The 22,542-nt window shown below is 65.1% G+C and carries 19 protein-coding genes; 8 read left to right on the plus strand and 11 right to left on the minus strand.

Annotation, left to right across the window (positions count from 1 at the left end; genetic code table 11):
• Positions 1-11 precede the first annotated feature (11 nt).
• Positions 12-881: a sugar phosphate isomerase/epimerase family protein gene (locus tag BUB39_RS13415; protein WP_073054269.1), complete on the minus strand. Its 870-nt coding sequence runs from the start codon at positions 879-881 to the stop codon at positions 12-14.
• Between the two features lie 91 nt (positions 882-972).
• Positions 973-1,995 carry a Gfo/Idh/MocA family protein gene (locus BUB39_RS13420; RefSeq protein ID WP_073054047.1) on the minus strand — a complete coding sequence of 341 codons (1,023 nt, stop codon included), beginning with the start codon at positions 1,993-1,995 and terminating at the stop codon, positions 973-975.
• A gap of 218 nt (positions 1,996-2,213) precedes the next feature.
• Between BUB39_RS13420 and BUB39_RS13425 the strand changes: the two genes are divergently transcribed.
• The 3 genes from BUB39_RS13425 (at position 2,214) to BUB39_RS13435 (ending at position 4,730) form a co-directional block, all read left to right on the plus strand.
• Positions 2,214-3,242, plus strand: a complete 1,029-nt coding sequence (locus tag BUB39_RS13425) for a substrate-binding domain-containing protein (RefSeq protein WP_244540242.1) — start codon at positions 2,214-2,216, stop codon at positions 3,240-3,242.
• Positions 3,243-3,366: 124 nt separating this feature from the next.
• Positions 3,367-3,696, plus strand: coding sequence for a hypothetical protein (locus tag BUB39_RS13430; protein ID WP_073054060.1), 330 nt, complete (start codon positions 3,367-3,369; stop codon positions 3,694-3,696).
• Positions 3,697-3,773: 77 nt separating this feature from the next.
• A complete protein-coding gene (locus tag BUB39_RS13435) occupies positions 3,774-4,730 on the plus strand; it encodes a YihY/virulence factor BrkB family protein (protein ID WP_073054062.1) in 957 nt (318 codons plus the stop codon).
• Positions 4,731-4,742: 12 nt separating this feature from the next.
• Here BUB39_RS13435 and BUB39_RS13440 read toward each other — a convergent pair whose 3' ends face one another.
• Positions 4,743-5,339 carry a DedA family protein gene (locus BUB39_RS13440; RefSeq protein WP_073054064.1) on the minus strand — a complete coding sequence of 199 codons (597 nt, stop codon included), beginning with the start codon at positions 5,337-5,339 and terminating at the stop codon, positions 4,743-4,745.
• A 232-nt stretch (positions 5,340-5,571) separates the two neighbouring features.
• Between BUB39_RS13440 and gyrB the strand changes: the two genes are divergently transcribed.
• The gene (gene gyrB, locus BUB39_RS13445) at positions 5,572-8,028 is read left to right on the plus strand and encodes a DNA topoisomerase (ATP-hydrolyzing) subunit B (protein WP_073054066.1); all 2,457 of its coding nucleotides are present in this window, start codon (positions 5,572-5,574) and stop codon (positions 8,026-8,028) included.
• Positions 8,029-8,077: 49 nt separating this feature from the next.
• On the opposite strand, the gene BUB39_RS13450 is transcribed toward gyrB, so the two are convergent.
• Positions 8,078-8,281, minus strand: coding sequence for a hypothetical protein (locus tag BUB39_RS13450; RefSeq protein WP_073054068.1), 204 nt, complete (start codon positions 8,279-8,281; stop codon positions 8,078-8,080).
• Positions 8,282-8,319: 38 nt separating this feature from the next.
• Entirely contained in the window at positions 8,320-10,368 is a 2,049-nt protein-coding gene (locus BUB39_RS13455; protein WP_073054070.1) for a M3 family metallopeptidase, read from the minus strand.
• Positions 10,369-10,511: 143 nt separating this feature from the next.
• On the opposite strand from BUB39_RS13455, the gene BUB39_RS13460 reads away from it, so the two are divergent.
• Positions 10,512-11,435 carry a carbohydrate kinase family protein gene (locus BUB39_RS13460; RefSeq protein ID WP_073054272.1) on the plus strand — a complete coding sequence of 308 codons (924 nt, stop codon included), beginning with the start codon at positions 10,512-10,514 and terminating at the stop codon, positions 11,433-11,435.
• A 6-nt stretch (positions 11,436-11,441) separates the two neighbouring features.
• Here BUB39_RS13460 and BUB39_RS13465 read toward each other — a convergent pair whose 3' ends face one another.
• The 4 genes from BUB39_RS13465 to BUB39_RS13480 all read right to left on the minus strand — a co-directional run bounded on the left by BUB39_RS13465 (position 11,442) and on the right by BUB39_RS13480 (position 17,006).
• Complete coding sequence (locus BUB39_RS13465) at positions 11,442-12,497, minus strand: hypothetical protein (RefSeq protein WP_073054072.1); 1,056 nt, start codon at positions 12,495-12,497, stop codon at positions 11,442-11,444.
• Between the two features lie 13 nt (positions 12,498-12,510).
• Positions 12,511-13,491, minus strand: a complete 981-nt coding sequence (locus BUB39_RS13470) for a nucleoside hydrolase (protein ID WP_073054074.1) — start codon at positions 13,489-13,491, stop codon at positions 12,511-12,513.
• 233 nt (positions 13,492-13,724) lie between these two features.
• Complete coding sequence (locus BUB39_RS13475) at positions 13,725-14,708, minus strand: nucleoside hydrolase (RefSeq protein ID WP_073054076.1); 984 nt, start codon at positions 14,706-14,708, stop codon at positions 13,725-13,727.
• 126 nt (positions 14,709-14,834) lie between these two features.
• Positions 14,835-17,006, minus strand: coding sequence for a primosomal protein N' (locus tag BUB39_RS13480; RefSeq protein ID WP_073054078.1), 2,172 nt, complete (start codon positions 17,004-17,006; stop codon positions 14,835-14,837).
• A 241-nt stretch (positions 17,007-17,247) separates the two neighbouring features.
• On the opposite strand from BUB39_RS13480, the gene BUB39_RS13485 reads away from it, so the two are divergent.
• Together BUB39_RS13485 and BUB39_RS25010 are read left to right on the plus strand one after the other, a co-directional pair.
• Positions 17,248-19,689: a transglycosylase domain-containing protein gene (locus BUB39_RS13485; RefSeq protein WP_073054080.1), complete on the plus strand. Its 2,442-nt coding sequence runs from the start codon at positions 17,248-17,250 to the stop codon at positions 19,687-19,689.
• Positions 19,690-19,768: 79 nt separating this feature from the next.
• Positions 19,769-20,392 carry a DnaJ domain-containing protein gene (locus tag BUB39_RS25010; protein WP_210187067.1) on the plus strand — a complete coding sequence of 208 codons (624 nt, stop codon included), beginning with the start codon at positions 19,769-19,771 and terminating at the stop codon, positions 20,390-20,392.
• Here BUB39_RS25010 and BUB39_RS13495 read toward each other — a convergent pair.
• The gene (locus tag BUB39_RS13495; RefSeq protein ID WP_073054084.1) at positions 20,377-21,207 is read right to left on the minus strand and encodes a sugar phosphate isomerase/epimerase family protein; all 831 of its coding nucleotides are present in this window, start codon (positions 21,205-21,207) and stop codon (positions 20,377-20,379) included. The two genes, BUB39_RS25010 and BUB39_RS13495, sit on opposite strands and share 16 nt — an antisense overlap.
• Before the next feature lie 92 nt (positions 21,208-21,299).
• Between BUB39_RS13495 and BUB39_RS13500 the strand changes: the two genes are divergently transcribed.
• Positions 21,300-22,166, plus strand: coding sequence for an NAD(P)-dependent oxidoreductase (locus tag BUB39_RS13500; RefSeq protein ID WP_073054086.1), 867 nt, complete (start codon positions 21,300-21,302; stop codon positions 22,164-22,166).
• A 58-nt stretch (positions 22,167-22,224) separates the two neighbouring features.
• On the opposite strand, the gene BUB39_RS13505 is transcribed toward BUB39_RS13500, so the two are convergent.
• A partial coding sequence (locus BUB39_RS13505) for a cupin domain-containing protein (protein WP_139251457.1) occupies positions 22,225-22,542 on the minus strand: 318 nt, incomplete at its 5' end.

Consider the following 22,542-nt stretch of genomic DNA (forward strand, 5'->3'; position numbering starts at 1 on the left):
GCGAAGATCGATCAGGCCGGATCGGCGACGAAAGCCGCGCCGCCACGCGCTTCCTTCAGATAGTTGAGCGACCGCACCTGCCCCGTCATTTCGAGGGCGTTGCGGTAAACCGGATCATGCCAGCCTTCGATGTCGATCGTGCCTTTGAAGCCAGCGAGGCGCAACTCGCTGATGACACGCGTCCAGTCGCTGTCGCCGAAGCCGGGCGAGCGCATCTGGACGAAGGGATACTTGCCGAAAATGCCGTTCTCGCGAATGACGTCCCAGCGAATGGTCGCGTCCTTGCCGTGGATGTGGAAGAACTTCGGCGCCCATTTGCGGATCTGCGGGATCGGATCGATCAGATAGACCATCTGGTGGCAGGGCTCCCATTCGAGCCCGATATTGTCGTCTGGCGTCTCGTTGAAGATGAGCTCCCAGGCGTCGGGGTTGTGGGCGATGTTCCAGTCGCCCGACGCCCAGTTGCCGTCCATCGCGCAATTCTCGAATGCAAGGCGTATGCCCTTGTCGGCCGCGCGCTTCGCAAGCTCGCTCCAGACTTCCTTGTAGCGCGGCAGGCTTTCCTCGAGCGGCCGGCCACGCACGCGGCCGGTGAAGCCGGCGATCGTCTTGGCGCCGAAGAGATGGGCATTGTCGATCAGTGTCTTCCATCCCTCGAGCGTCTGGCGGTCGAGATCGCCGTCCTCGAGCGGATTGCCGAACATGCCGAGCGTATCGATGACGACATCACGGTCGCCGATGGCTTCCTTGAGCTCCGCGGCCAGCTTCGGAATGTCCTTGCCGCCAATGGTCTGCCAGAAGAAGGGCTCGATCGACTCGAAGCCGAGCGGCAGGATCTCGCGCACATAGGCGGCCGGATCCGGCAGGTTGCCCTTGATCATGGTGCCGATGCGGATGTCGAGAAGAGGATTGGTCACCAGCTGCTCCTTGATGGTGGGTCGGGGCCGTCGTCGCCCTCAGGGGCGGCAGCTCCTAGATGTTGATGTCGACGCGACGTCCGCCCGTGGCGCTCTCGATGGCGCCGAACACCATCGCGAGGCTGCGGATATTCTGATGCCCGACCGTCTCGGGCTCGGAGCCGCCGCGCGTCGCGGCGACGAAGTCCTGGATGAGGCCGAGGTGGCCGCCCGTGCGGTCGGCCGGATCGAGGGGAGGAATCTCGACTGCGGCCACCTCGGAGAAGAGGCCTGCGGACGCCCCTGTGGCGACCTCGGCCCGGATATCGTCATGCCCGTCCCAGGTGAGCGAGCCCTTGGTCCCGACAATCCGCCAGGCGCTTTCCCAGCTCGTTCCGAGCCCTTCCGCGCACCACGAACCGCGATAATTGAAGATCACGCCATCGCCGAACTCGAAGATGGCGGCGGCCGACGAGCCTTGCTTGTACCAGGAACTCTTCGGCTCCCACTCGCGGCAATAGACGCCTTCGGGCTGCTTTCCAGCAAGAAAGCGGGCTGCGTCGAAGGTGTGAATCGCCATGTCGAGCAGCAGCACATGCTCCATCTCCTCGCGGAAACCGCCGAAATGCGGTCCGAGGAAGAAGTCGCAATGCAGGCTGGTGACATCGCCGATGAGGCCGGCGGCAACGGCGCGGCGAATGCGGCGCGGCCCCTCGAGATAGCGGCGGTTCTGGATCACCACATGCAGACGATCCGCGGCCTTGGCACGGGCGACGAGGTCGCGTGCCTCGTCAAGCGAGTTGGCCATCGGCTTTTCGGAAAGGACGTGGCATCCGGCGGCCAGCGCCGCCGAGACGACGTGATGCCGCGCGCCGGGCACGACGACGTCGAACAGGATTTCAGGCGAGGCCTTCTCGAGCAGTTCCTCGATGCTGGTGGCGAGCACCGCATCGTCGAGACCGAATTCGGCGGCGCGGCTGGCCGCTCTTTCGGCGTCGATATCCGCAACGCCAACGATCTCAAGGCCATCAATGGTCTTGGCTGCCTCGAACCATGCACGACTCATGGCTCCGCAACCGATCAACGCGGCACGCTGCATTCCTGGTCTCCTCCCATCGACGCCATATGGTGCACCGCAATCGTTTTCGGTGCACTGCAAGAGCGTCGTAAACGTTTACGACAACACAACAGGTGCGATGCCTTGTCAAGGGCTCGCATGTGGACGAGCAATGCGCTACGGCATCAATCCACCGCCGCGATGAAGCGGCAGCGTGCCGCGCCCGCGATGATCAGGGCGCGATGGGAGGACGTTCTCGCGTGAGCATTCGCGACCTGGCGCGGCATCTCAATATCTCGATCGGAACGGTGTCGCGCGCGCTTAACGGCCGCTCTGATGTCAATCCCGAGACGCGCCGGCGTGTGTTCGAGGCCGCTGCGGCCATCGGCTATGTGCCGAACCAGTCGGGCCGCAGCCTTCGTCAGGGCACGACGAACTCCATCGGTTTCGTTGTCGAGACCAACAGCGAGACCAGTCTCTATGGCGATACCTTCTTCACCAGCGTTTATGCCGGTGTGCAGCAGGTTTTCGCCCGGCACCATCTGGACCTGATCGTTTTGCTCTGTCCCTTCGATCAGGATCCGCTCGAGCATCTCCGCCGCGTCGTCTCACGGCGGTTCGTCGACGGATTGTTCATTTCCGCGATCCAGCGCCGCGACCCCCGCATCGACCACCTCATCGAAAGCGAGATCCCGTTCATGGCGCTGGGCCGCAGCCTTTCCGGCGGAACGCATCCCTGGATCGATCTCGATTTTGCTGGTGTTGCGCATGCATCGATCCACCGTCTGGTCGAACGCGGTCATCGCCGTATCGGGCTCGTTACGGCCGGTTCCGAACTCAATCTCGGCTATGTTTTCGCCGATGGTTATCGCGAGGCGCTGGCGGCCGAAGGTCTGTCTTTCGATCCTGATCTTGTCATCCGCGCCGAGACCAGCGAGATGGGCGGCTATGACGCGGTCGACCGCCTGCTGAAGCTCCCCGAACGGCCGACGGCTGTGCTGCTCGTCAATGAGATCATGGCGATTGGCGTCTATCGGCGGCTGCATGAGGCGGGGCTGACGCCAGGTCGCGACATGGCCGTCATCGGCTTCCGCGATTCCCCGCAGTCGCGCTTCCTGTCGCCGCCGCTCACCTGTTTTCGCATCGAGCTGTCCGGACTGGGGCGCCGCCTTGCCGAGGGGCTGCTTGCGACCATGCCGGCCTATCGCGACCAGCATCCGATCGGCCTCGTCCAGGAAATCTGGCCGATGCATCTCGTGGCCGGCGAAAGCGACCCGCCGCTGCGTTGACCCGCCAAGGACGCGGATCGTGAGCGCGGCCAGGTGCCAGGGGCGAGGTTCGGCCGAACCGGTAGGTGAACGATTCGGGCTCTCGTGCGTTGTCGCACTGCAACGTTTGAACGGGAGTGCTCCAATGGTCCAGTCCGGCGATTTTCAGGAAGCAGCTGAGAAGATCGGTGCCACGGCGAGCGCGGTCAGCGCGCATGCACGCCGCGCCGCGCGCGCCGCGACTTCAGAGGCGGCCCGCGCCGCCAGGAATAATCGCGAAGTCGCCCGCAACGTGTTCCATGATCTGGCCGACGAGGCCGAGGAAAAGGCTCGATCGGCTGGTGAAGCGTCGTCCGCGTTTGGGCGCATGCTGGCCCGACGCTCGACCGAGCAGCCGCTGGTGGCAATCGCGCTTGTGGCCGCGACGGCGGCGCTCGCATCGGCGCTTGCCGGCTGGGCGTTCACCAGGCGGTAATCCGCCTCTTCCGTGCAGATGGCCCGCATCGGTGTTTCTGTTAGCATCACGCGGGGTCGACGGAGAGGACTGGCTTGATGGCGGCAATGCGGGCCGAGACGGCAGACAGCGGAACGGACGATGCGGACCGCGCGATTTCCGAGGCCATCCGTAAACGCCGGCCGTTTCCCGTCATCGCATGGAAAGTGCTGGTCGACGTCTTCATGCGCTTCGTTGCGCATGATGACGCCCTGATCGCCGCTGGCGTCGCCTTCTATGGCTTTCTGGCGGTGTTTCCTGCGTTGGCGATCTTCATCTCGCTCTACGGCCTCCTGTTTGATCTTTCGGGTGTGACGAAGCATGCAGCCGATATCGCATCGGTGCTGCCCGATGAGGCGCGCCCTATCGTTCTCGACTTCCTGACGGCCTTGGCGAGCAAGGGGCCTGCGCAGCTCAATGCGGGCCTCTTCATCGGTCTTGCCATCGCGCTCTGGAGTTCGCGTGCGGGCGTCGCGGCGCTGATGAGCGGCGTCAACTTCGCCTATGAGGTGAAGGACGACCGCAACATTTTTGTCTCGATCGGCATCTCACTGGCGCTGACGGTTGGCGCGGTGATCTTCGCCATCCTGACGCTGACGGTGATCGCGGCGGTGCCGGTCGCGCTCTCCATCCTGCATGTGCCCTATGCGAGCGTCACTACGCTGCTCTTGATCCGCTGGCCGATCCTGGCGTTGATCGCCTTTTCATCGATATCGGCGATCTATTTCGTGGTTCCGCATCGCAAGCCCGGCGGTCCCTGGCGGAAGGCGCGGCGGATGTTGCCGGGCGCGATCGCAGCTACGCTGATCTGGCTGCCGGGCTGTTCGCTCTTCTCGTTCTATGTCACGCGCATCGCGGTCTATGACGCGACCTATGGGTCGCTGGGTGGCGCTGTGATCTTCCTGCTCTGGCTGTGGTTCACGGCGCTTTCCGTTCTGGTCGGCGCCGAGATCAATGCCAGCTGGTCGGGCCTCAAGACGCCGAAGCAGCGTCATCAGACGCCCGAGCCGAACTGACGCCCGGCTCGATCAGTCCTTCAGAGCGGCCGACCTGTCCTGCCGCCTCAGCACCGCTTCGCGCCCAAAATGCAGGACCACCAGCGACACTGCGCCGATTGCCAGCGCGATCAGAAGCTTGTGCTCGAAGCCATGCAGGCGGCCGGAATACTGCTCGATGAGATGGCCGAAGACGTAGCCGATGGTCGTGATCAGCGCGGCCCAGGCTGCTGCGGCGATGACGTTAAGCACCGTGTAGAGCAGGGGCGGCACCCCGGCGATGCCGATCGCGATCGGGCTGATCGTGCGGACGCCATAGATGAAGCGGAACGAGAGGATGAACAGAACGCGGTGGCGCTTGATGAGATCGAGCACGCGCGTAAAGGCGGGTCGCGCCGTCTGGCGCTTCACAAATCTCGAATCCCGCGCATAACGTCCTATATAATAGAGCACTTGGTCGCCGGTGAGAGAGCCCGCAAAGGCGGCGAGGAACACGCCGAAGGGATCGAGAATGCCCTGATGGGCGAGAAAGCCGGCGGCGAGGAGGATGCTGTCACCCTCGATGATGACGCCGAGATAGACCACGATCAGCCCGTAGCTGGCGAGGAACTGATCGATCCAGTGCATCATGCGCGCGGTCGTCCTTGCTGCCGCCCATCGGGCGGATGAGCGCCGAGGATCGTCTGGGCCTCCGGCGAGCGCAAGCGCAGATCGTCCGTTGAGCCGCCGCCACCTTCGCGCCGTCTTTGGCGGATAGTCACGAAGGTGCAATTTCTTCGAAGAAGCAATAGATTAGCCCTACGAATCGATGCTCGCGCGCGCCGCCTGTGCGCGCGGTGCAGGACCACCCAGGAAACACTGAATGTCGGATTTCGCCCGCGACAATGCCTCGGAAGCCTACGGCGCCGATTCCATTAAGGTGCTCAAGGGCTTGGATGCTGTCCGCAAGCGTCCGGGCATGTATATCGGCGACACCGATGACGGGTCCGGCCTGCATCACATGGTCTATGAGGTGGTCGACAACGCCATCGACGAGGCGCTGGCGGGCCATGCCGATCTCGTCAGTGTGACACTGAACCCGGATGGCTCCTGCACGGTCATCGACAATGGGCGCGGCATTCCGACCGATATCCACACGGGCGAGGGCATTTCCGCGGCCGAGGTCATCATGACCCAGCTGCATGCCGGCGGTAAGTTCGACCAGAACTCCTACAAGGTCTCCGGCGGCCTCCATGGCGTGGGTGTTTCAGTCGTCAACGCGCTCTCGGCATGGCTGAAGCTGAAGATTCGTCGGGGCGGCAAGATCCACGAGATGAGTTTCACGCACGGCAATTCCGACAGCCCGCTCCAAGTCACCGGCACCTATGAATCACAGGTGGTCTCCGGCGTTTATGAAGGCCGCAGCGGCAGCGAGATCACCTTCCTGCCCTCGACCGAGACCTTCACCAAGGTGGAGTTCGATTTCGACACGCTCGAACATCGGCTGCGCGAGCTTGCCTTCCTGAACTCGGGCGTCCGCATCGTGCTGACCGACCGCCGTGGCGTCGAGCCGCGCCGCGAGGAGCTTGTCTATGACGGCGGCCTCGAGGCCTTCGTGCGCTATCTCGACCGCGCCAAGCATCCGCTGCTGCAGGGGCCGATAAGCCTCTCGGCCGAGCGCGACGGCATCACTGTCGAAGTCGCGATGTGGTGGAACGACAGCTACCACGAGAACGTGCTCTGCTTCACAAACAACATCCCGCAGCGCGACGGCGGCACCCATCTTGCCGGCTTCCGCGCCGCGCTGACCCGCCAGGTCACCGGTTATGCCGACCGCGAGGGCATCTCGAAGCGCGAGAAGGTCTCGCTCACCGGCGACGACTGTCGCGAGGGCCTGACGGCCGTGCTGTCGGTCAAGGTGCCCGATCCGAAATTCTCCTCGCAGACCAAGGACAAGCTCGTCTCCTCCGAGGTGCGTCCGGTGGTGGAGAGCCTCGTCAACGAGGCGCTCGGCATGTGGTTCGAGGAGCATCCGGCCGAATCGAAGCAGATCGTCGCCAAGGTCGTGGAAGCCGCAACGGCGCGGGAAGCCGCCCGCAAGGCGCGTGAGTTGACGCGGCGCAAGGGCGCTCTCGACATCGCCTCGCTGCCCGGCAAGCTCGCCGACTGCCAGGAGCGCGATCCTTCGAAGTCCGAGATCTTCATCGTCGAGGGCGACTCGGCAGGCGGGTCGGCGAAGCAGGGTCGCAATCGCGAGAACCAGGCCGTGCTGCCGTTGCGCGGCAAGATTCTGAATGTCGAGCGTGCGCGCTTCGACAAGATGCTGTCATCCGAACAGATCGGCATGCTGATCATCGCGCTCGGCACCTCGATCGGTAAGGACGAGTTCGCGCCCGACAAGTTGCGCTACCACAAGATCATCATCATGACGGACGCCGACGTCGACGGCGCCCATATCCGTACCTTGCTGCTGACCTTCTTCTTCCGCCAGATGCCGGAGCTGATCGAGCGCGGCCATATCTTCATTGCGCAGCCGCCGCTCTACAAGGTCACAAAGGGCCGCTCTGAGCAGTATCTGAAGAACGAACGCGCGCTCGAGGACTACCTCATCGACCAGGGCGTCGACGATGCAGCGCTGCATCTGGAGAGCGGCGAAGTACGGGCAGGCGCCGATCTCGCCGCGATCGTCAACGACGCCCGCCAGGTCAAGCACATCATCGACGGACTGCACACGCGCTATGACCGCCGGCTCGTCGAGCAGGCGGCGATCGCTGGGGCGCTGTCGAGCGCGGTGATGAACGATCCCGAGGCGGCTCTTGCCGCCGTGCAGAAGGTCGCGGAGCGGCTCGACTCGATCTCGGATGAGACGGAGCAGGGCTGGACCGGCACGCTCGGACGCGACGGCGGCTACCTGTTCGAGCGCGAGGTGCGCGGCGTGCGCGAGGCGGCGATGATCGACGCGGCGCTGATCGACAGCGCGGACGCCCGCAAGCTCGACAGCCTCTCGGCCAAGATGCGCGAAGTGTTCGAACGGCCTTCGGTGTTCCGCCGCAAGGAGCTGGAAACCGCGATCTTCGGCCAGCGTTCGCTGCTGGAGGCGGTCTTCGCCGCCGGCCGCAAGGGCATCACCATGCAGCGCTATAAGGGCCTCGGCGAGATGAACGCCAGCCAGCTTTGGGAAACGACGCTCGATCCGAACGTCCGCTCTCTGCTGCAGGTGCGCGTCAAGGAAGCCGACGCGGCCGATGACCTCTTCACCAAGCTGATGGGTGACGACGTCGAGCCCCGCCGCGAATTCATCCAGGACAACGCGCTGAGCGTCATCAATCTCGACGTGTGAAGTCGCCCCGAGACGTGCCGAAAGGCGGAGGCTGAGGCCTCCGCCTTTTTTATTCGGCGCGCAGCAGCGCGAAGCCTTCGTCGGTGAGCTGGTAGCCGGCGACGCGGGTCTTGACGAGGCCGAACTCGATCAGCCGCTGGACGGCCTTGCCGTCGAGGCCGACATAGGGGCCGGGCCGCGCGACACGGGCCAGCATCTTCAGTTCGATCGCCGAGAGATCGGCCTTGGTCGGGGTCGGCTTGGCATTGGCCATGAGGGGATCCTTTTCTTGGTTATGATTGCGCGGGATTGTCAGACGGCCGTGTCCATCAGGCCGCGCTTCCTGAGCAGCGCCGACGGATCGGGATCGCGGCCGCGGAAAGCGCGATAGGCCTCGTCGGGCTTGCGGCGGTTGCCCGCCGAATAGACGAATTCCTTGAGACGCGAAGCGACGTCCGGCGAGAAGATGTCGCCGGCTTCCTCGAACGCGTCGAAACCGTCGGCGTCGAGCGTCTCGGACCAGAGATAGCTGTAATAGGCCGAAGAGTAGCCGTCGCCGGCGAAGACATGCTGGAAATGCGGCGTGCGATGACGCATCACCATGGCCTGCGGCATGCCGATCTCGGCGAGAATACCCTTTTCGAAAGCCGTCGAATCGAGGCCGGCACCATCCTTCAGGAGGTGAAGCCGGAGATCGACCAGCGCCGAGGAGACATATTCGACCGTCGCAAAGCCCTGATTGAAGCTGCGGCTCGCCTTGAGGCGCTCGATGAGCGAAGCCGGCATCGGCTCCCCGGTGCGGTAGTGAACCGCGAAGCGCTCGAGAATTTCCGGGCGCTCGAACCAGTGCTCATAAAGCTGCGACGGAAACTCGACGAAATCGCGCGCGACGCTGGTGCCGGCGATCGAGGGATAGGTCACGTCCGAAAGCAGGCCGTGCAGTCCGTGGCCGAATTCGTGGAACAGGGTGCGTGCGTCATCATAGGAGAGCAGCGTCGGCGCGCCGTCGGCGCCCTTCGCGAAGTTCATCACATTGACGATGATCGGCCTGACATTACCGACGAGCCGCTCCTGGCCACGATAGTCGCTCATCCAGGCGCCGCTGCGCTTGGAGGGCCGCGCGAAATAGTCTCCGAGGAAGATGCCGACCAGATCGCCGCTGGCGTCTGTCACCTCAAAGACGCGGACGTCCGGATGATAGGCCTCGACATCCTTCCGCTCCAGGAAGCGGACGCCGAACAACCGCGTCGCCGTGTCGAAGGCGGCCTCGATGACCTTGTCGAGCTGGAGGTATGGCTTCAACCCGGCTTCGTCGAGATCGAATTCGGCCTTGCGCCGGCGCTCCGAATAATAGCGCCAGTCCCAGGCGGCGAGCTCGAAATTGCCGCCCTCTTCATGCACAAGCGCCTGCAGCGCCGCACGCTCCTCGATGGCGCGGGCGCGGGCTGGCGCCCAGACGGAGGTCAGCAGGTTCATCGCCGCTTCCGGCGTCTTGGCCATGGAATCGTCGAGGCGGAAATGCGCGAAGCTCTCGAAGCCGAGCAGTTCCGCCTGCTCGGCGCGGAGCGCGACCGTCTCGGCGATGATCGCGCGGTTGTCGGTCTTGCCGGCCTCGCCGCGCGCCGTCCAGGCTTCGAAGGCCTTTTCGCGGAGGTCACGCCGGGCCGAGAATTGCAGGAACGGCTCGATCGACGAGCGCGACAGCGTGATGAGATATTTGCCTTGGAGGCCGCGATCCTTGGCGGCCTGGGAGGCTGAGGCGATCAGGAAATCGGGCAGGCCTGCGAGGTCGTCGCCGCCCTCCAGCACGAGCGTCCATCCCTTCTCGTCGGCGAGCACGTTCTGGCCGAAGGTGGTTCCGAGCGTCGCGAGCCGCTCCGAGATCGCCGCGAGCCGCGCCTTGGTCTCGGCCGGCAATCCGGCGCCCGAACGGCGGAAACCGGTGTGATAGCGCTCCAGAACGCGCGCCTGCTCCGCATCGAGCCCGCCATCGCCGTTCTTCATGAGCGTATCGATGCGCTGGAACAGTGCCTCGCTCAAATAGATCGCGCTGCGATGGCGCGAGAGGAGCGGAGCGATCTCCATCTCGATCGCCTCGAGTGCGTCATTGGTGTGCGCGCCCGTCAGGTTGAAGAAGACCGCAGCGACACGGTCGAGCTTGCGCCCGGCCCGTTCCATCGCTTCGATCGTGTTGGCGAAGCTAGGCGCTTCGGGATTTCCGGCGATCAGGGCGATCTCGCTCTGGTGGTCCGCGATCGCAGCTTCGAATGCCGGACGGTAATGCGCCGGCTCGATCGCCGCAAAGGGCGGCATGCCGAACGGCGTCGTCCAGGTCGAAAGAAGCGGATTGTCGGCTGTCATGCGCACGGCCTCGGCAAGGAGCGAAAAGATGCGGGTAGGCTGAGATGGACCCCGCCGCCGCCCGGATCAAGCATATCGAGGAGCGCGATTCGCATTATAGAAGGTCGGAAGCAAGCCCTCCATCGCGATTCGACCCGTCCACCATGTCTGCGTCCGCCTCAAGAACCGAGCTGCCACCGCCCCGCGTCCTCGTCATCGGCGATGTGATGACCGATGTCATCGTCCAGCCGGAGGGCCCGATCGTGCCCGGTTCCGATCGGCGGGCGCGGATCGGCCTCTATCCCGGTGGCTCGGCCTGCAACCAGGCGGCCTGGCTCGCTCATCTCGGTATCCCCGTGGCGCTGGCCGGCAAGGTCGGCCGCCGCGATGCCGAGGAGCAGGCGCGCGCGTTGGCCGAGGCCGGCGTCACGCCGCGTCTCGGCATCGACGAAACGCGCGGCACGGGCATGCTGATCGCGCTGATATCAGAAGGCGGTCAGCGCTCGTTCCTCACCGATCGTGGCGCCAATGACACGCTCTCGAACGACGATCTTCCGGTCTCGCTGCTGTCGGGACTCGAGCTCGTCCATGTCTCGGGATACGCGTTGTTCACGCCTGGGCCGCGCGCAGCGGTCATGTCGCTGATGGCCGTGGCGCGGGCCCGCGGCATCACGGTCACCGTCGATCCGGCCTCGGTGGGCTTTCTCGACGAGGTCGGCCGGGACAATTTCCTCGGCTGGACGCGCGACGCATCGATCCTGTTTCCCAACGAGGACGAGGCGGCGTTTCTCGCCGGCTCGGACGATCCGGCGGCGCAGATACGCTTCCTGACCAATCGCTATGGCCTCGTCGCGGTCAAGCGCGGCGCGGCGGGTGCCGAGGTCGCCACGGCGCAGATCCGGCTGAAAGCGCAGCCGCCAACCGTTGCGGCCGTCGATACGACCGGTGCCGGCGACGCATTCCTAGCCGGATTCCTGGCTGCACGGCTTGCCGGCGCTGGCCTCGAGCAGTGTCTTGCGGAAGGCGTCAGGAATGGCGCGGAGGCGACGACCGTGATTGGCGGAAGGCCGCCAGCGCGGGCCGGCTGAACCTGATCAGCTCGGGAAGACCTTTCGCACGCGCTCGACCTTCTTCTGCGCCCGCCGCGTGCGCAGGATCAGCTTGACGAAGCGATGCACCTTGCCGAACAGCGATTGCTGGCCGTCATCCTCGCGCGCATCCAGCCAGTTGGCGATCGACAGCGCCTCGGCCGTGTGGCTGAACAATTGCGAGATGAAGCGGTTGATCGTCGGGTCGTTGTAGTCGACGGCCACCAGCCGGCTCGGGCTCTGCTCGATCTTGGCCAGCCAGAGATTCATGAAGACGGCACTGTCCTTGATCTTCCGCTCGGTGAGCGGCTCGAAAGGGCCGCCGAGGAACGCTTCGAGGCCCGCCAGGAAGGCCGCGGCGCGCGGCCGGGTCGCCTGATAGCGGCGGGCGTGGGCGACCATCACATTGACCGCCCGTTCGCGCAGCATCTTGTAGTCGGCGCTGTTCCAGCGTGCCGGATGCACCTCGTGCAGCAGGAACGGCGCCGCGACGAACTCGACCGAATGATGAAGCGAGGCAACGGTCGGCAGCAGGATGTCCCAATAGGGCGCGCCCATCTGGAAAGCGCCGACATCGGGATCGGCGGCAAGCTCGGCAAGCGCGCCGCCAGAAAAGAAGATGCCGTCGATGCCGCGATTATAGGTGCCGACGACGCCGGTGGCCGCTGTCGCGACGTCGAGCCGGCGGGCGATCAGGACGGTGCCCGGCCGCGTCGCCAGCACCGACGCGATATCGCTTTTCACCATATAGATGTCGGCATTGACGATGGCGCCAGGATCGTCGCTGAACTGCTCGAAGATCTGGCCGAAATTCGGGCCATATTTGTTCGGGAAGAGGCCGCCTGGCGGCACTTCGCGGATCTCGACCGTCGGGAAACCGCGGATGCCCGCGGCTTCCCCCTGGCGATTGACCGAGACGACGCGGAAGCTCGCCGCCTCGAAGGAGGCGATGGCATCGGCGATGGTCAGCCCGGCGCGCGAGAGCTGCCGCGCCTCATCCTCGCCGCCGAAGCGGGGTGGGATCGAGGTGCAAAGAAGCATTTCGGTCGCGCCGTCCGTCATCCCTGCGCGATCCTCAGTTGTCGCGCCGCGAAGCGGCAACGACGGTGTCGAAATAGAGTTTCAGGAAGCGTTCCGGATCGCTGTCGATGCAGACCAGATGATCCGGCCGTCCCTCCCAGGCATTGCCTGGCGGGAAGCTGCGGTTGTTTGGCATCTGGATCGTCTGGCCGATGGCGATGCCCTCTGTGACGACACGGATCGGGCCGGCGCGCGTGGTGAAGAGGGTTGGATCGAGAAGATAACCGACCGCCGAGCTGTCATGCACGGGGAAGCCCGGCAGTCCGGTCGACTGGAAATAGAAATTCTCGTAGAATCGCGAGATATCCCAGATGAACTGACCCGCACGACCAGCCGTATCGCGCAGCTGCTCGAGATAGGTCAAGCTCACCACGGCCTCCTGCGTCACATCGAGCCCCACCACGACGATTGGCCAGGACGCGGCGAAGATCTCGTCGGCGGCATGTGGATCGCCGATGATATTGGCCTCGGCCACCGGCGTGACATTGCCGCCATGGCCGCGATAGCCGAACGCACCGCCCATGATGACGATCTCTTTGACGAGGGCGGCGATCTCGGGATCCTCGCGTAGCGCCAGCGCCAGATTGGTCATGCGGCCGACCGCTACGATCGAAATCTCATGCGGATTGGCCCGCACGGTCTCGATGATGAAGCGATGGGCCGGCAGTTCATGCGGCTTCGAGCGGATGATGTCGGGCAGCGGAATGTCGCCGAGGCCGTTGCTGCCATGGACATAAACCGGCGGTTCGCCCTCATCAATCACCAGCGGCTTGCCGGCACCCTGGGCAACCGGCGCGGCGATATTGAAGTAATCCTTCAGGAAGAGGGCATTGCGCGTGGTGGTATCAATCCGGTGGTTGCCGAGAACCGTGGTGATTCCGACCAGTTCGACATCCGGCGCGGCGTCGAGAAAGATAAGCGCCATAGCGTCGTCGACGCCGGGATCGGTATCGTAAATGACCTTCTTCGCTGCCATTGGAGCGTTTTTCCTTGCACGATGCCTGTATCGGGGAATGCCGGCAGGCTGCACGTCTACAGGACATGGGCTAACCCGGCCGGCACAAGATCGCAAGGCAGGCTTGGTTCTACTTGAGCGGTTGCCGACTTAAAGAAGGCAGCAAGCGTGATATCGATCTGGTCTGGACACTGACGCTGAGGCAAGCCAGCTCGGGCGACGGGCCGTTGGGCCGGCCGCCGCGAACCGAAGTCTCAGTTGTCGATCTGCGAAGCGTTGACGATGATGTCGGCAAACAGCGTCAGGAAGCGCGGCGCATCGACCTCGATGCATACAGTCGCTTCAGGCCGTCCGGCGAAGGCTTCGGCGGCGGCGGGGAAGCGGCGTGTGTTCGGCATCTGGATCGTCTGACCGATGGCGATGCCTTCTGTCACGACCCGGATCGGGCCGTGGCGGACCTCATAGAGCGTCGGGTCCAGCAGATAGGCCACGGCCGAGGAATCATGGCCGAAGACGCCGTCGATACCAACCGCCTTGCGATAGAAGTCCTCGTAGAAGCGCGTCACATCCCAGAGGAACTGGCCGCCCTTGCCACCCCTGTCTCGGATATCGGCCATATAGGCCGTCGTCATCACGCATTCCTGGGTCACGTCGAGGCCAAGCACGACGATCGGCCATGCGGCCGCGAACATCTCGTCAGCCGCATGCGGGTCGCCGATGATGTTGGCTTCGGCCACCGGCGTCACATTGCCCGAATGGCCGTGATAGCCGAAGGCGCCGCCCATGATGATGACTTCCTTCACGAGCGAGGCGATCTCCGGATCTTCGCGCAGCGCCAGTGCCAGATTGGTCATACGGCCGACCGCGACGATCGAGATCTCGTGCGGATTGGCGCGAACCGTCTCGATGATGAAGCGATGGGCGGGAAGTTCATGCGGCTTTGCGTGGATCACGTCAGGCAGCGGAATATCGCCGAGGCCATTCGCGCCGTGGACGTGGACGGGCGCGGCTTTCGATGCGAGGTGCAGGGGCGTGCCGGCGCCTTCGGCGACCGGTGCTGCGATATTGAAATAGTCCTTCACGTAGAGTGCGTTGCGCGTCGCGATCTCGACCGGAATATTGCCGAATACCGTCGTGATGCCGACCAGATCGACCTTCGGGGAAAATACCAGCATCAGAAGGGCCATGGCGTCGTCGACGCCAATATCCGTATCGTAGATGACTTTGTTGACGGTCATGGCGGCGCTGTTCCCTCGTCAAATGCAATGACCGGGCACATATCCCCGGCGGCGGATCGTTGATCATGGGCTAACCCGGCCGGCGGAAGATCGCAAGGCGACCTTTCTGTTCGCCGGCCCTTCGTCTCAAAGGAAGCTGAGCGGATCGATGTCGATCTGGACGCGGACGCTGCCGCGCGGCGGCGCGGCGGCCCCCAGCCAGCCGGCAATGAAGGCTTGCATGTCGAAGCCGCGTGGCGCCCGCACAAGGAGGCGGAAGCGATGACGCCCGCGCAGGACCGCGAGCGGCGCCTCGGAGGGGCCGAGCACCATCGCGACATCCTCCGGCGGCGCGGCACGCCGGAGCGCGGTCGCGTAACCGAAGGCGCTGGCCCGATCGGCGCCGGAAACGACGATGCCGGCCAGGCGGCCGAAAGGCGGCAGCCCGGCGACCCGCCGTGCCTCGATCTCGCGCTGGTAGAAGGCTTCGCTGTCGCCTGAGGCGATGGCTGCGATCACGGGATGGTCAGGAGCATAGGTCTGCAGGAAGGCGCGGCTATCACCGCCGGCGCGGCCGGCGCGGCCGGTGACCTGTGCGAGCAACTGGTAGGTGCGCTCGGCTGCTCGCGGATCGCCTTGGCCGAGGCCAAGATCGGCGTCGACGACGCCGACGAGCGCAAGGCCCGGAAAATTATGCCCCTTGGCGACGAGTTGCGTGCCGATGACGATGTCGACCGCGCCGGTGCGGATAGCCTCCAGCTCGGCGCGCATCTGCTTGACGCCACCGAGGATGTCGCTCGACAGCACGATCCGTCGCGTCTCGGGAAACCGGGCCGCCACCTCCTCGGCGATGCGCTCGACGCCGGGTCCGCAGGCAACGAGGCTCTCCTCGGCATCACAGATCGGGCATCGATCTGGGCGCCGCTCGGTATGGCCGCAATGGTGGCAGACGAGCTGGCCGCGGAAGCGATGCTCGACCAGCCAGCTCGAACAGTTCGGACACTGGAACCGGTGGCCGCAGCTGCGGCAAAGCGTCAGCGGGGCATAGCCGCGCCGGTTAAGGAAAAGCAGCGCCTGCTGCTTGCCGGCGATGGTCTCCTCGATGGCCTTGACGAGCACCGGCGAGAGGAAGCTGCCCTTTTCCGGCGGATCGGTTCGAAGATCGATCGGACGGATCTCCGGCAGCCGGGCGCTGGCGAAGCGGGCCGGCAGCTTCAGACGATGATAGCGGCCCTGGTCGGCATTGACGCGGCTTTCGATCGAGGGGGTCGCGGAGGCGAGGATCACGGGGAAGCCGCCGAGATTGCCGCGCACCACCGCCATGTCGCGGGCATGATAGGTGACGCCTTCGTCCTGCTTGTAGGCGCCGTCATGCTCCTCGTCGACAATGACGAGGCCGAGTTCGCGGAACGGCAGGAACAGGGCCGAGCGGGCGCCGACGACGACGCGAACGCGCCCGTCCGCGACACCGCGCCAAACCCGTTCGCGGCCACGCGACGACAGTTCCGAGTGCCACTCGGCCGGGCGCGCGCCAAACCGGCGCGCGAAGCGATCGAGGAAATCGCCGGTGAGCGCGATTTCCGGCAGCAGGATCAGCGCCTGCCGGCCGTTGCGCAGGGCTTCGGCGACCGCTTCGAAATAGACTTCGGTCTTGCCGGAGCCCGTGACGCCATCGAGCAGCGCCACGGTAAACGCGCCGTCATCGACGAAACGGCGCAGGGTCTCGGCCGCTTCCCTTTGGCCGGGGCCGAGCTCTGGGGGTGCATGGCTGGGATCGGGAACGATCGGGGCTGGCGGCGCGATTGTTGCCTCGACGAGCACGCCCTGTTCGACAAGGCCCGAAATAACCGAGGGCGATACCCCGGTCGCGCCCGCAAGGCCGGCCTTCGGCCAGGGTACGCCGTCACCCATGAGTTCGATCAGGCGGCTGCGGCCGGGCGTCGATCGGGCCGGCGCCGCGCCCGAGAATCGCAGCGCAGCGATTTCCTTTTCCGGCATCAGCGCATCGGGCGCCCGCAGCACCATGCGCAGGATCATGCCGCGCGGCGTCATTGTGTAATGCGCCACCCAATCGACGAAGCGGCGCAGCGTCTCGACCAGCGGCGGCGCGTCATAGCGCTCCGCGACCGGCCGCAGGCGGTTGTGGCCGACCGATCCGTCAGGCGGCTCGTCCCAGACCGCGCCAATCATCTCGCGCGGCCCCAGCGGCACCCGCACGATGTCGCCCGGCGCCAGCGTCAGGCCATGCGGAACGCTGTAGGTATAGGGTCCCTCGACGGCCAGCGGCAGCAGGACGGAGACGGTACGACCGGGCAGCAAGCAGGGTTATCCTTGTCCGAAAGGGCAGAACATGGTCTCGCCGGCCGCGAAAGGGAAGCCATGTCGAGACGCGCGTCTGCTCACGCCGCACGCGACATGGGAAGCGAGATCTTAACATGTTGGTGTCAGGCTTGCGGTAATCTCCCCCGAGAAGGCGGCCAATCTCGTGAAATCGCCGCATTCGGCGGTCATCGACGGCGGAAGGATTAACCACCAGCGTCCCGAAGGACCCGCAGCCAGCATGGCGAGACCGCTCCCGCGCCGTGACCGCATTGAACCGGTGCTCGACAAGCCCCGCGAACGGTCGGATGACGATCTTGATATTGGCCTCAGCGAGGCCGACCGCACGGCTTACGGCCGCTCTGCCGGATCACGGAGGGGGTCGGGCCGCGACGAGGATGGATTCGAGGACGCGGAGTTCGTCGATTTGGGCCGGGACGACGACAGACCGAGGGGCCGGCGTGCCCGCACAGCCGACCGCAAGCGCCAGGCGCGCGAGCAGCGGCGCCAGAATGGCTTCGGCATCTTCCGCCTGTTCCGCAGCACCATCAAATGGGCAATCATCCTCGGCGTCTGGGGGACGATCGCGCTGATTGGCGGCGTCGCTTACTACGCGAGCCAGCTGCCGTCCTCGACCGACTGGTCGGTGCTCCCGAAGCGTCCGCCCAACATCAAGATTCTCGCCAATGACGGCTCGCTGATCGCCAATCGCGGCGATACCGGCGGCGAGTTCGTGCGTATCGACGAATTGCCGCCCTATCTGCCGCAAGCGGTCGTGGCGATCGAGGATCGCCGCTTCTACAGCCATTTCGGCGTCGATCCGCTCGGCCTCGTCCGTGCTGCCTATGTCAATGCGCGCGCCGGCACCGTTGTGCAGGGCGGTTCGACGCTGACGCAGCAGCTCGCCAAGAACCTCTTCCTGAAGCCGGAACGCACCTTCAAGCGCAAGCTGCAGGAAGCGATGATGGCGGTCTGGCTCGAGCTGAAATACTCGAAGAGCCAGATCCTCGAAGCCTATCTCAACCGCGTCTATCTCGGCGCCGGCGCCTATGGCGTCGACGCCGCCTCGCGGCGCTATTTCGGCAAGTCGGCGCGTGACATCTCGCTTAAGGAAGCAGCCATACTCGCGGCGCTGCTGAAGGCGCCGTCGCGCTATGCTCCGACCAGCGATCCAAAGGCCGCCAACGACCGCGCCGACCTCGTCCTCTCCGCCATGCAGGAGGAGGGCTTCATCACCGCCGCGCAACAGAAGCAGGCGGCGTCGGTGACCGTCGAGCCGCAGAGCGCGGGTGTCGGCGGCAGCGCGCTCTATGTCGCCGACTGGGTCGCCGATCTCGTGCCCGACGTTGTCGGCGCTCTCGATCAGGACGTCGTGGTCGAGACGACGGTCGATTCCCATCTGCAGGACGCAGCTGGGCGTGCGATCACCGAAACGCTCGACAAGAGCGGCAAGAAGCTCGGTGTCAGCCAGGGCGCGCTGGTCGCTGTCGACGGCACCGGCGCCGTGCGTGCCATGGTCGGCGGGCGCGACTACCAGAAGAGCCAATTCAACCGCGCCGTCGAGGCCAAGCGGCAGCCGGGCTCAGCGTTCAAGCCGTTTGTTTATCTGACCGCGCTCGAATTTGGCCTCGTTCCCGACACCGTGCGCGTCGACCAGCCGGTCCGCATCGGCAAATGGGAGCCGAAAAACTACGAGAAGACCTATCGCGGTCCGGTGACGCTTCAGACGGCGCTGGCGCTTTCGATCAATACGGTCGCGGTGGAGCTTGCCAATGAGGTCGGTCCTGCCGGCGTGGTGGCGACGGCGCATCGGCTCGGCATCAAGTCGGATCTGCAGCCCAATCCCTCGATCGCGCTCGGAACCTCCGAGGTCAATCTGCTCGAACTGACGGACGCCTATGCGCCCTTCGCCAATGGCGGGTATGCCGTGCCTCCCTACGTCATCACGGCGGTGAAGAGCGTAGACGGCAAGGTGCTCTACCAGCGACCGAAATCCGAGGTCGTGCAAGTCATCGATCCGACCTATGTCGGCATGATGAATACGATGCTGTCGGACACGCTCGCGCGGGGCACGGGCCGCAAGGCGGCGATCGCCGGCTGGCCAGCCGCTGGCAAGACGGGCACCACCAATGATTCGCGCGACGCCTGGTTCGTTGGCTACACCGCGAACCTCACCGCCGGCGTCTGGCTCGGCAATGACGATTTCAAGCCGACCAAGCGCATGACCGGCGGCTCGTTGCCGGCCGAGATCTGGAATCGCTTCATGGTCGAGGCGCATCAGGGCGTCGCAGTCGCCAATCTGCCGGGCGATTATTCCTTCCGCGACACGGTGCACTATCAGGCGGAAAACACGCCGCCGGCGACCGGCGAACTCTATGACGGCGCGGCAGAGCCCGGCGGTGCGCCGCAGACCGGCGCGCTCGCCGAGCCCACTGCGCCGCAGCCGGGCGGTCTCGTCGATCAGGCCGACACAACGGGCAGCACGCATCCCGCCAATGAATATGCCCGTTACGGCGACCCGGAAAGCGGTGCGGGTGCTCTCCCGCCGCCGGAGGAAGACCCCGGCTATCGCGCCAATGGCTATCCTCCAATCCAGCGCGAGCCGCTTTTCGGCGACAGTCAGGATGCAGGACCTGTTCCGCCTGGCAGCGTCGGCGAGGCGCCGGACGGCGGACTTTACTGAGACCGCTCGTCGTGGCGCTAGGCTGGACACCGCCCCGATGACGCGGCATGAGAGAACGCCTTTGGGGATGGCAGGCGGCGTGATCGAGAAGAAGAGCCTCTACAACGAATTGTCGGTGGGCGACGACGCTTCGGCGTCGGAGATCGACAAGGCCTATCGCCGGCGCGCCCGGCAGGCGCATCCGGACGCCGGCGGCAATGCCGAGGCGTTCCATGCGCTTGCCCATGCCTATGCCGTTCTCTCCGATCCCGATCGCCGCGCCGCCTATGACGCAACTGGTTATGAGGGCGAGATCGATGCCGAGACCATCGCCGCGCGCGCGATGGACCATATCCAGCAGCTCGTTGCTTCCGTGCTGGAGAGCGATATCCCATTCGAGCAGATCGATCTCGTCGCAGCGATCCGCGATACGCTCGCCAATCAGAAGGCTGAGATCGCCGGTGCCGTCGTCAAGCTCGAGCAGCAGGCGAAGCGCGCCGAGGCCATGGCGCGGCGGTTCCGTCGGGGGAATGGCCCCGATTTCATCGGCGCGGCTCTCGACCGCCGCTCCGCCGAGGCGCAGCAGGCGGCCGAGAAGACCCGGCACGAAGAGGCGGTGTTCGCCAAGGCGATCACACTTCTCGCCGATTACGCCTTCGATCATGAACCGGCAGTGCCGGGCGCATCTGCCAGCGGGCGGCGAACGGCTCAGGCGTCGAAATAAGCGCGGATGAAATCGCGCTCGATGCCGATATGCGTCAGTTCATCGTCGTCGGGCCCGTCATAGATCAGCGTGTACGGCCCCCGGAAGCCGGCCTCGGTCGCGGCCTTGAGGCAGGCGGCATAATCTTCGGTGTCGAGTGACCCGGACGAAAAATCGCCCTTGGCATGGCAGCAGACGGCACGCGGGAAGATCGCGGCGAGTGCCCCATATTTGCCGGGGCCGTCCCAATTGCCAAAGTCGCCGTTCAGTTTGACGCTGCCGTCGAGGCGGGCGAACAGGCCGTCGACATCATCAGGCGTCGCCAGGAGGTCGAACCAGTTCTCCGTCACCACCTCGACGCCGCGCGCCGCGCCATATTGGCCGATCCGGTTGAGGCCTGCTGCACTCCGGTCGAGTGCCTCGGGCGAGGGCTTCGCCTTGCCGGCGATGACGCGCGCCTTCTCGGCGCCAAGCGCCGCTGCGGCATCGATCCAACGCTCCATCCAGGCAAGGTCCCGTTCGGCGGTGGCCGGGTCGGAGGGATCGCCATATTCGATGAGAAGGGTTTGCAGCGTGACGCCGCTGGCGGCGAGGGCCGCCTTCAGCTTGGCGAGATAGGCGGCGTCGCGGCTCTCGATGTGAAACGAGCAGACTTCAACTCTGTTGATGCCGAGTGCAGCGACAACGGCCGGAAATTCGAGCAGCGTAATGCTGCCTTCGCCCCATGTGGGCTCGGCGACGGGTGTGACGTCGTGGTCGGGCCGGTTGGGCCAGGTTCGACCAAGCGTGCGGTGAAGGCTCCAGCTTGACACGGCCAGCTGCGGCGTCAGGTCCATCGTGTCCTCTCCTCCAATTGACCCGTAACCCTAGAATGCCTCTCCCGCTGCGGCTACCCTCCCGCCCGAACGAATGGAGCAGGAGTTTTCCAATGGCTAAGGTGGCGTTTCTCGGCCTCGGCGTGATGGGCTTCCCGATGGCGCGACATCTGGCGGCGGCCGGTCACGAGGTGACCGTCTACAATCGGACGGCCGCCAAGGCCGAGGCCTGGGTAGCCGCGCATGGCGGCGCTGCCGCCGCGACTCCGGCGCTGGCCGCACGCGGCCAGGATGTCGTCTTCGCCTGCGTGGGCAATGATGATGATCTGCGTGCCGTGACGCTCGGTGCCGATGGGGCTTTCGCGGAGATGGCGCCGGGCGCGGTCTTCGTCGATCATACAACGGCTTCGGCGGACGTAGCTCGCGAATTGCAGGCGGCCGCCGCCGAGCGCGGCTTCGGCTTTGTCGATGCGCCGGTTTCCGGCGGGCAGGCCGGCGCTGAAAACGGCGTACTCACCGTGATGTGTGGCGGCGAGCAGGCCGATTATGACAAGGTGGAGCCGGTGATCGCCGCCTTCGCCCGCGCCTGCCGCCTCCTCGGGCCGTCTGGCTCCGGCCAGCTAGCCAAGATGATGAACCAGATCTGCATTGCCGGCGTAGTGCAAGGCCTTGCCGAGGCGCTGCATTTCGGCAAACGCTCGGGCCTCGATGTCGAGGCGGTGATCGAGGTGATCTCGAAGGGTGCCGCGCAGTCCTGGCAGATGGAAAACCGCTACAAGACGATGAATGCCGGCTCGTTCGAGTTCGGCTTCGCGGTCGACTGGATGCGCAAGGATCTCGGCATCTGCCTCGACGAGGCGCGGAGCAACGGCGCGAAGCTGCCGGTGACGGCGCTCGTCGATCAGTTCTACGCCGATGTGCAGGCGATGGGCGGCAAGCGCTGGGACACTTCGAGCCTCATTGCCCGTCTGGAGAAGTAAGGCTCAATAGAGAAAGGCGCCGGATCGCTCCGGCGCCTTCCCCATGACTTCGCAGCGTCTAGACGCGCGCGTACTTGTCTTCGAGGCGGACGATGTCGTCCTCTCCGAGATAGGAGCCGGTCTGCACTTCGATGAGTTCGAGCGGGATCTTGCCCGGATTGGCGACGCGATGGATCGAGCCGATCGGCAGATAGGTCGATTCGTTCTCGTTCACCGTGTAGACCTTCTCGCCCAGCGTCACCTCGGCGGTGCCCTTGACGATCACCCAGTGCTCGGCGCGGTGGTGATGCTTCTGCAGCGAGAGGATCGCGCCGGGATCGACGACGATCTTCTTCACATGGAAGCGCGTGCCACGGCAGATCGTCTCATAGGTCCC

Origin of the sequence: Kaistia soli DSM 19436 (assembly GCF_900129325.1) — a bacterium.
In the GTDB taxonomy this organism is placed as follows: domain Bacteria; phylum Pseudomonadota; class Alphaproteobacteria; order Rhizobiales; family Kaistiaceae; genus Kaistia; species Kaistia soli.

Coding starts and splice junctions, on each gene's coding strand:
- BUB39_RS13415 (WP_073054269.1), bottom strand. CDS start 881: ATGATCAAGGGCAACCTGCCGGATCCGGCCGCCTATGTGCGCGAGATC.
- BUB39_RS13420 (WP_073054047.1), bottom strand. CDS start 1,995: ATGCAGCGTGCCGCGTTGATCGGTTGCGGAGCCATGAGTCGTGCATGG.
- BUB39_RS13430 (WP_073054060.1), top strand. CDS start 3,367: ATGGTCCAGTCCGGCGATTTTCAGGAAGCAGCTGAGAAGATCGGTGCC.
- BUB39_RS13435 (WP_073054062.1), top strand. CDS start 3,774: ATGGCGGCAATGCGGGCCGAGACGGCAGACAGCGGAACGGACGATGCG.
- BUB39_RS13440 (WP_073054064.1), bottom strand. CDS start 5,339: ATGATGCACTGGATCGATCAGTTCCTCGCCAGCTACGGGCTGATCGTG.
- gyrB (WP_073054066.1), top strand. CDS start 5,572: ATGTCGGATTTCGCCCGCGACAATGCCTCGGAAGCCTACGGCGCCGAT.
- BUB39_RS13450 (WP_073054068.1), bottom strand. CDS start 8,281: ATGGCCAATGCCAAGCCGACCCCGACCAAGGCCGATCTCTCGGCGATC.
- BUB39_RS13455 (WP_073054070.1), bottom strand. CDS start 10,368: ATGACAGCCGACAATCCGCTTCTTTCGACCTGGACGACGCCGTTCGGC.
- BUB39_RS13460 (WP_073054272.1), top strand. CDS start 10,512: ATGTCTGCGTCCGCCTCAAGAACCGAGCTGCCACCGCCCCGCGTCCTC.
- BUB39_RS13465 (WP_073054072.1), bottom strand. CDS start 12,497: ATGACGGACGGCGCGACCGAAATGCTTCTTTGCACCTCGATCCCACCC.
- BUB39_RS13470 (WP_073054074.1), bottom strand. CDS start 13,491: ATGGCAGCGAAGAAGGTCATTTACGATACCGATCCCGGCGTCGACGAC.
- BUB39_RS13475 (WP_073054076.1), bottom strand. CDS start 14,708: ATGACCGTCAACAAAGTCATCTACGATACGGATATTGGCGTCGACGAC.
- BUB39_RS13485 (WP_073054080.1), top strand. CDS start 17,248: ATGGCGAGACCGCTCCCGCGCCGTGACCGCATTGAACCGGTGCTCGAC.
- BUB39_RS13495 (WP_073054084.1), bottom strand. CDS start 21,207: ATGGACCTGACGCCGCAGCTGGCCGTGTCAAGCTGGAGCCTTCACCGC.
- BUB39_RS13500 (WP_073054086.1), top strand. CDS start 21,300: ATGGCTAAGGTGGCGTTTCTCGGCCTCGGCGTGATGGGCTTCCCGATG.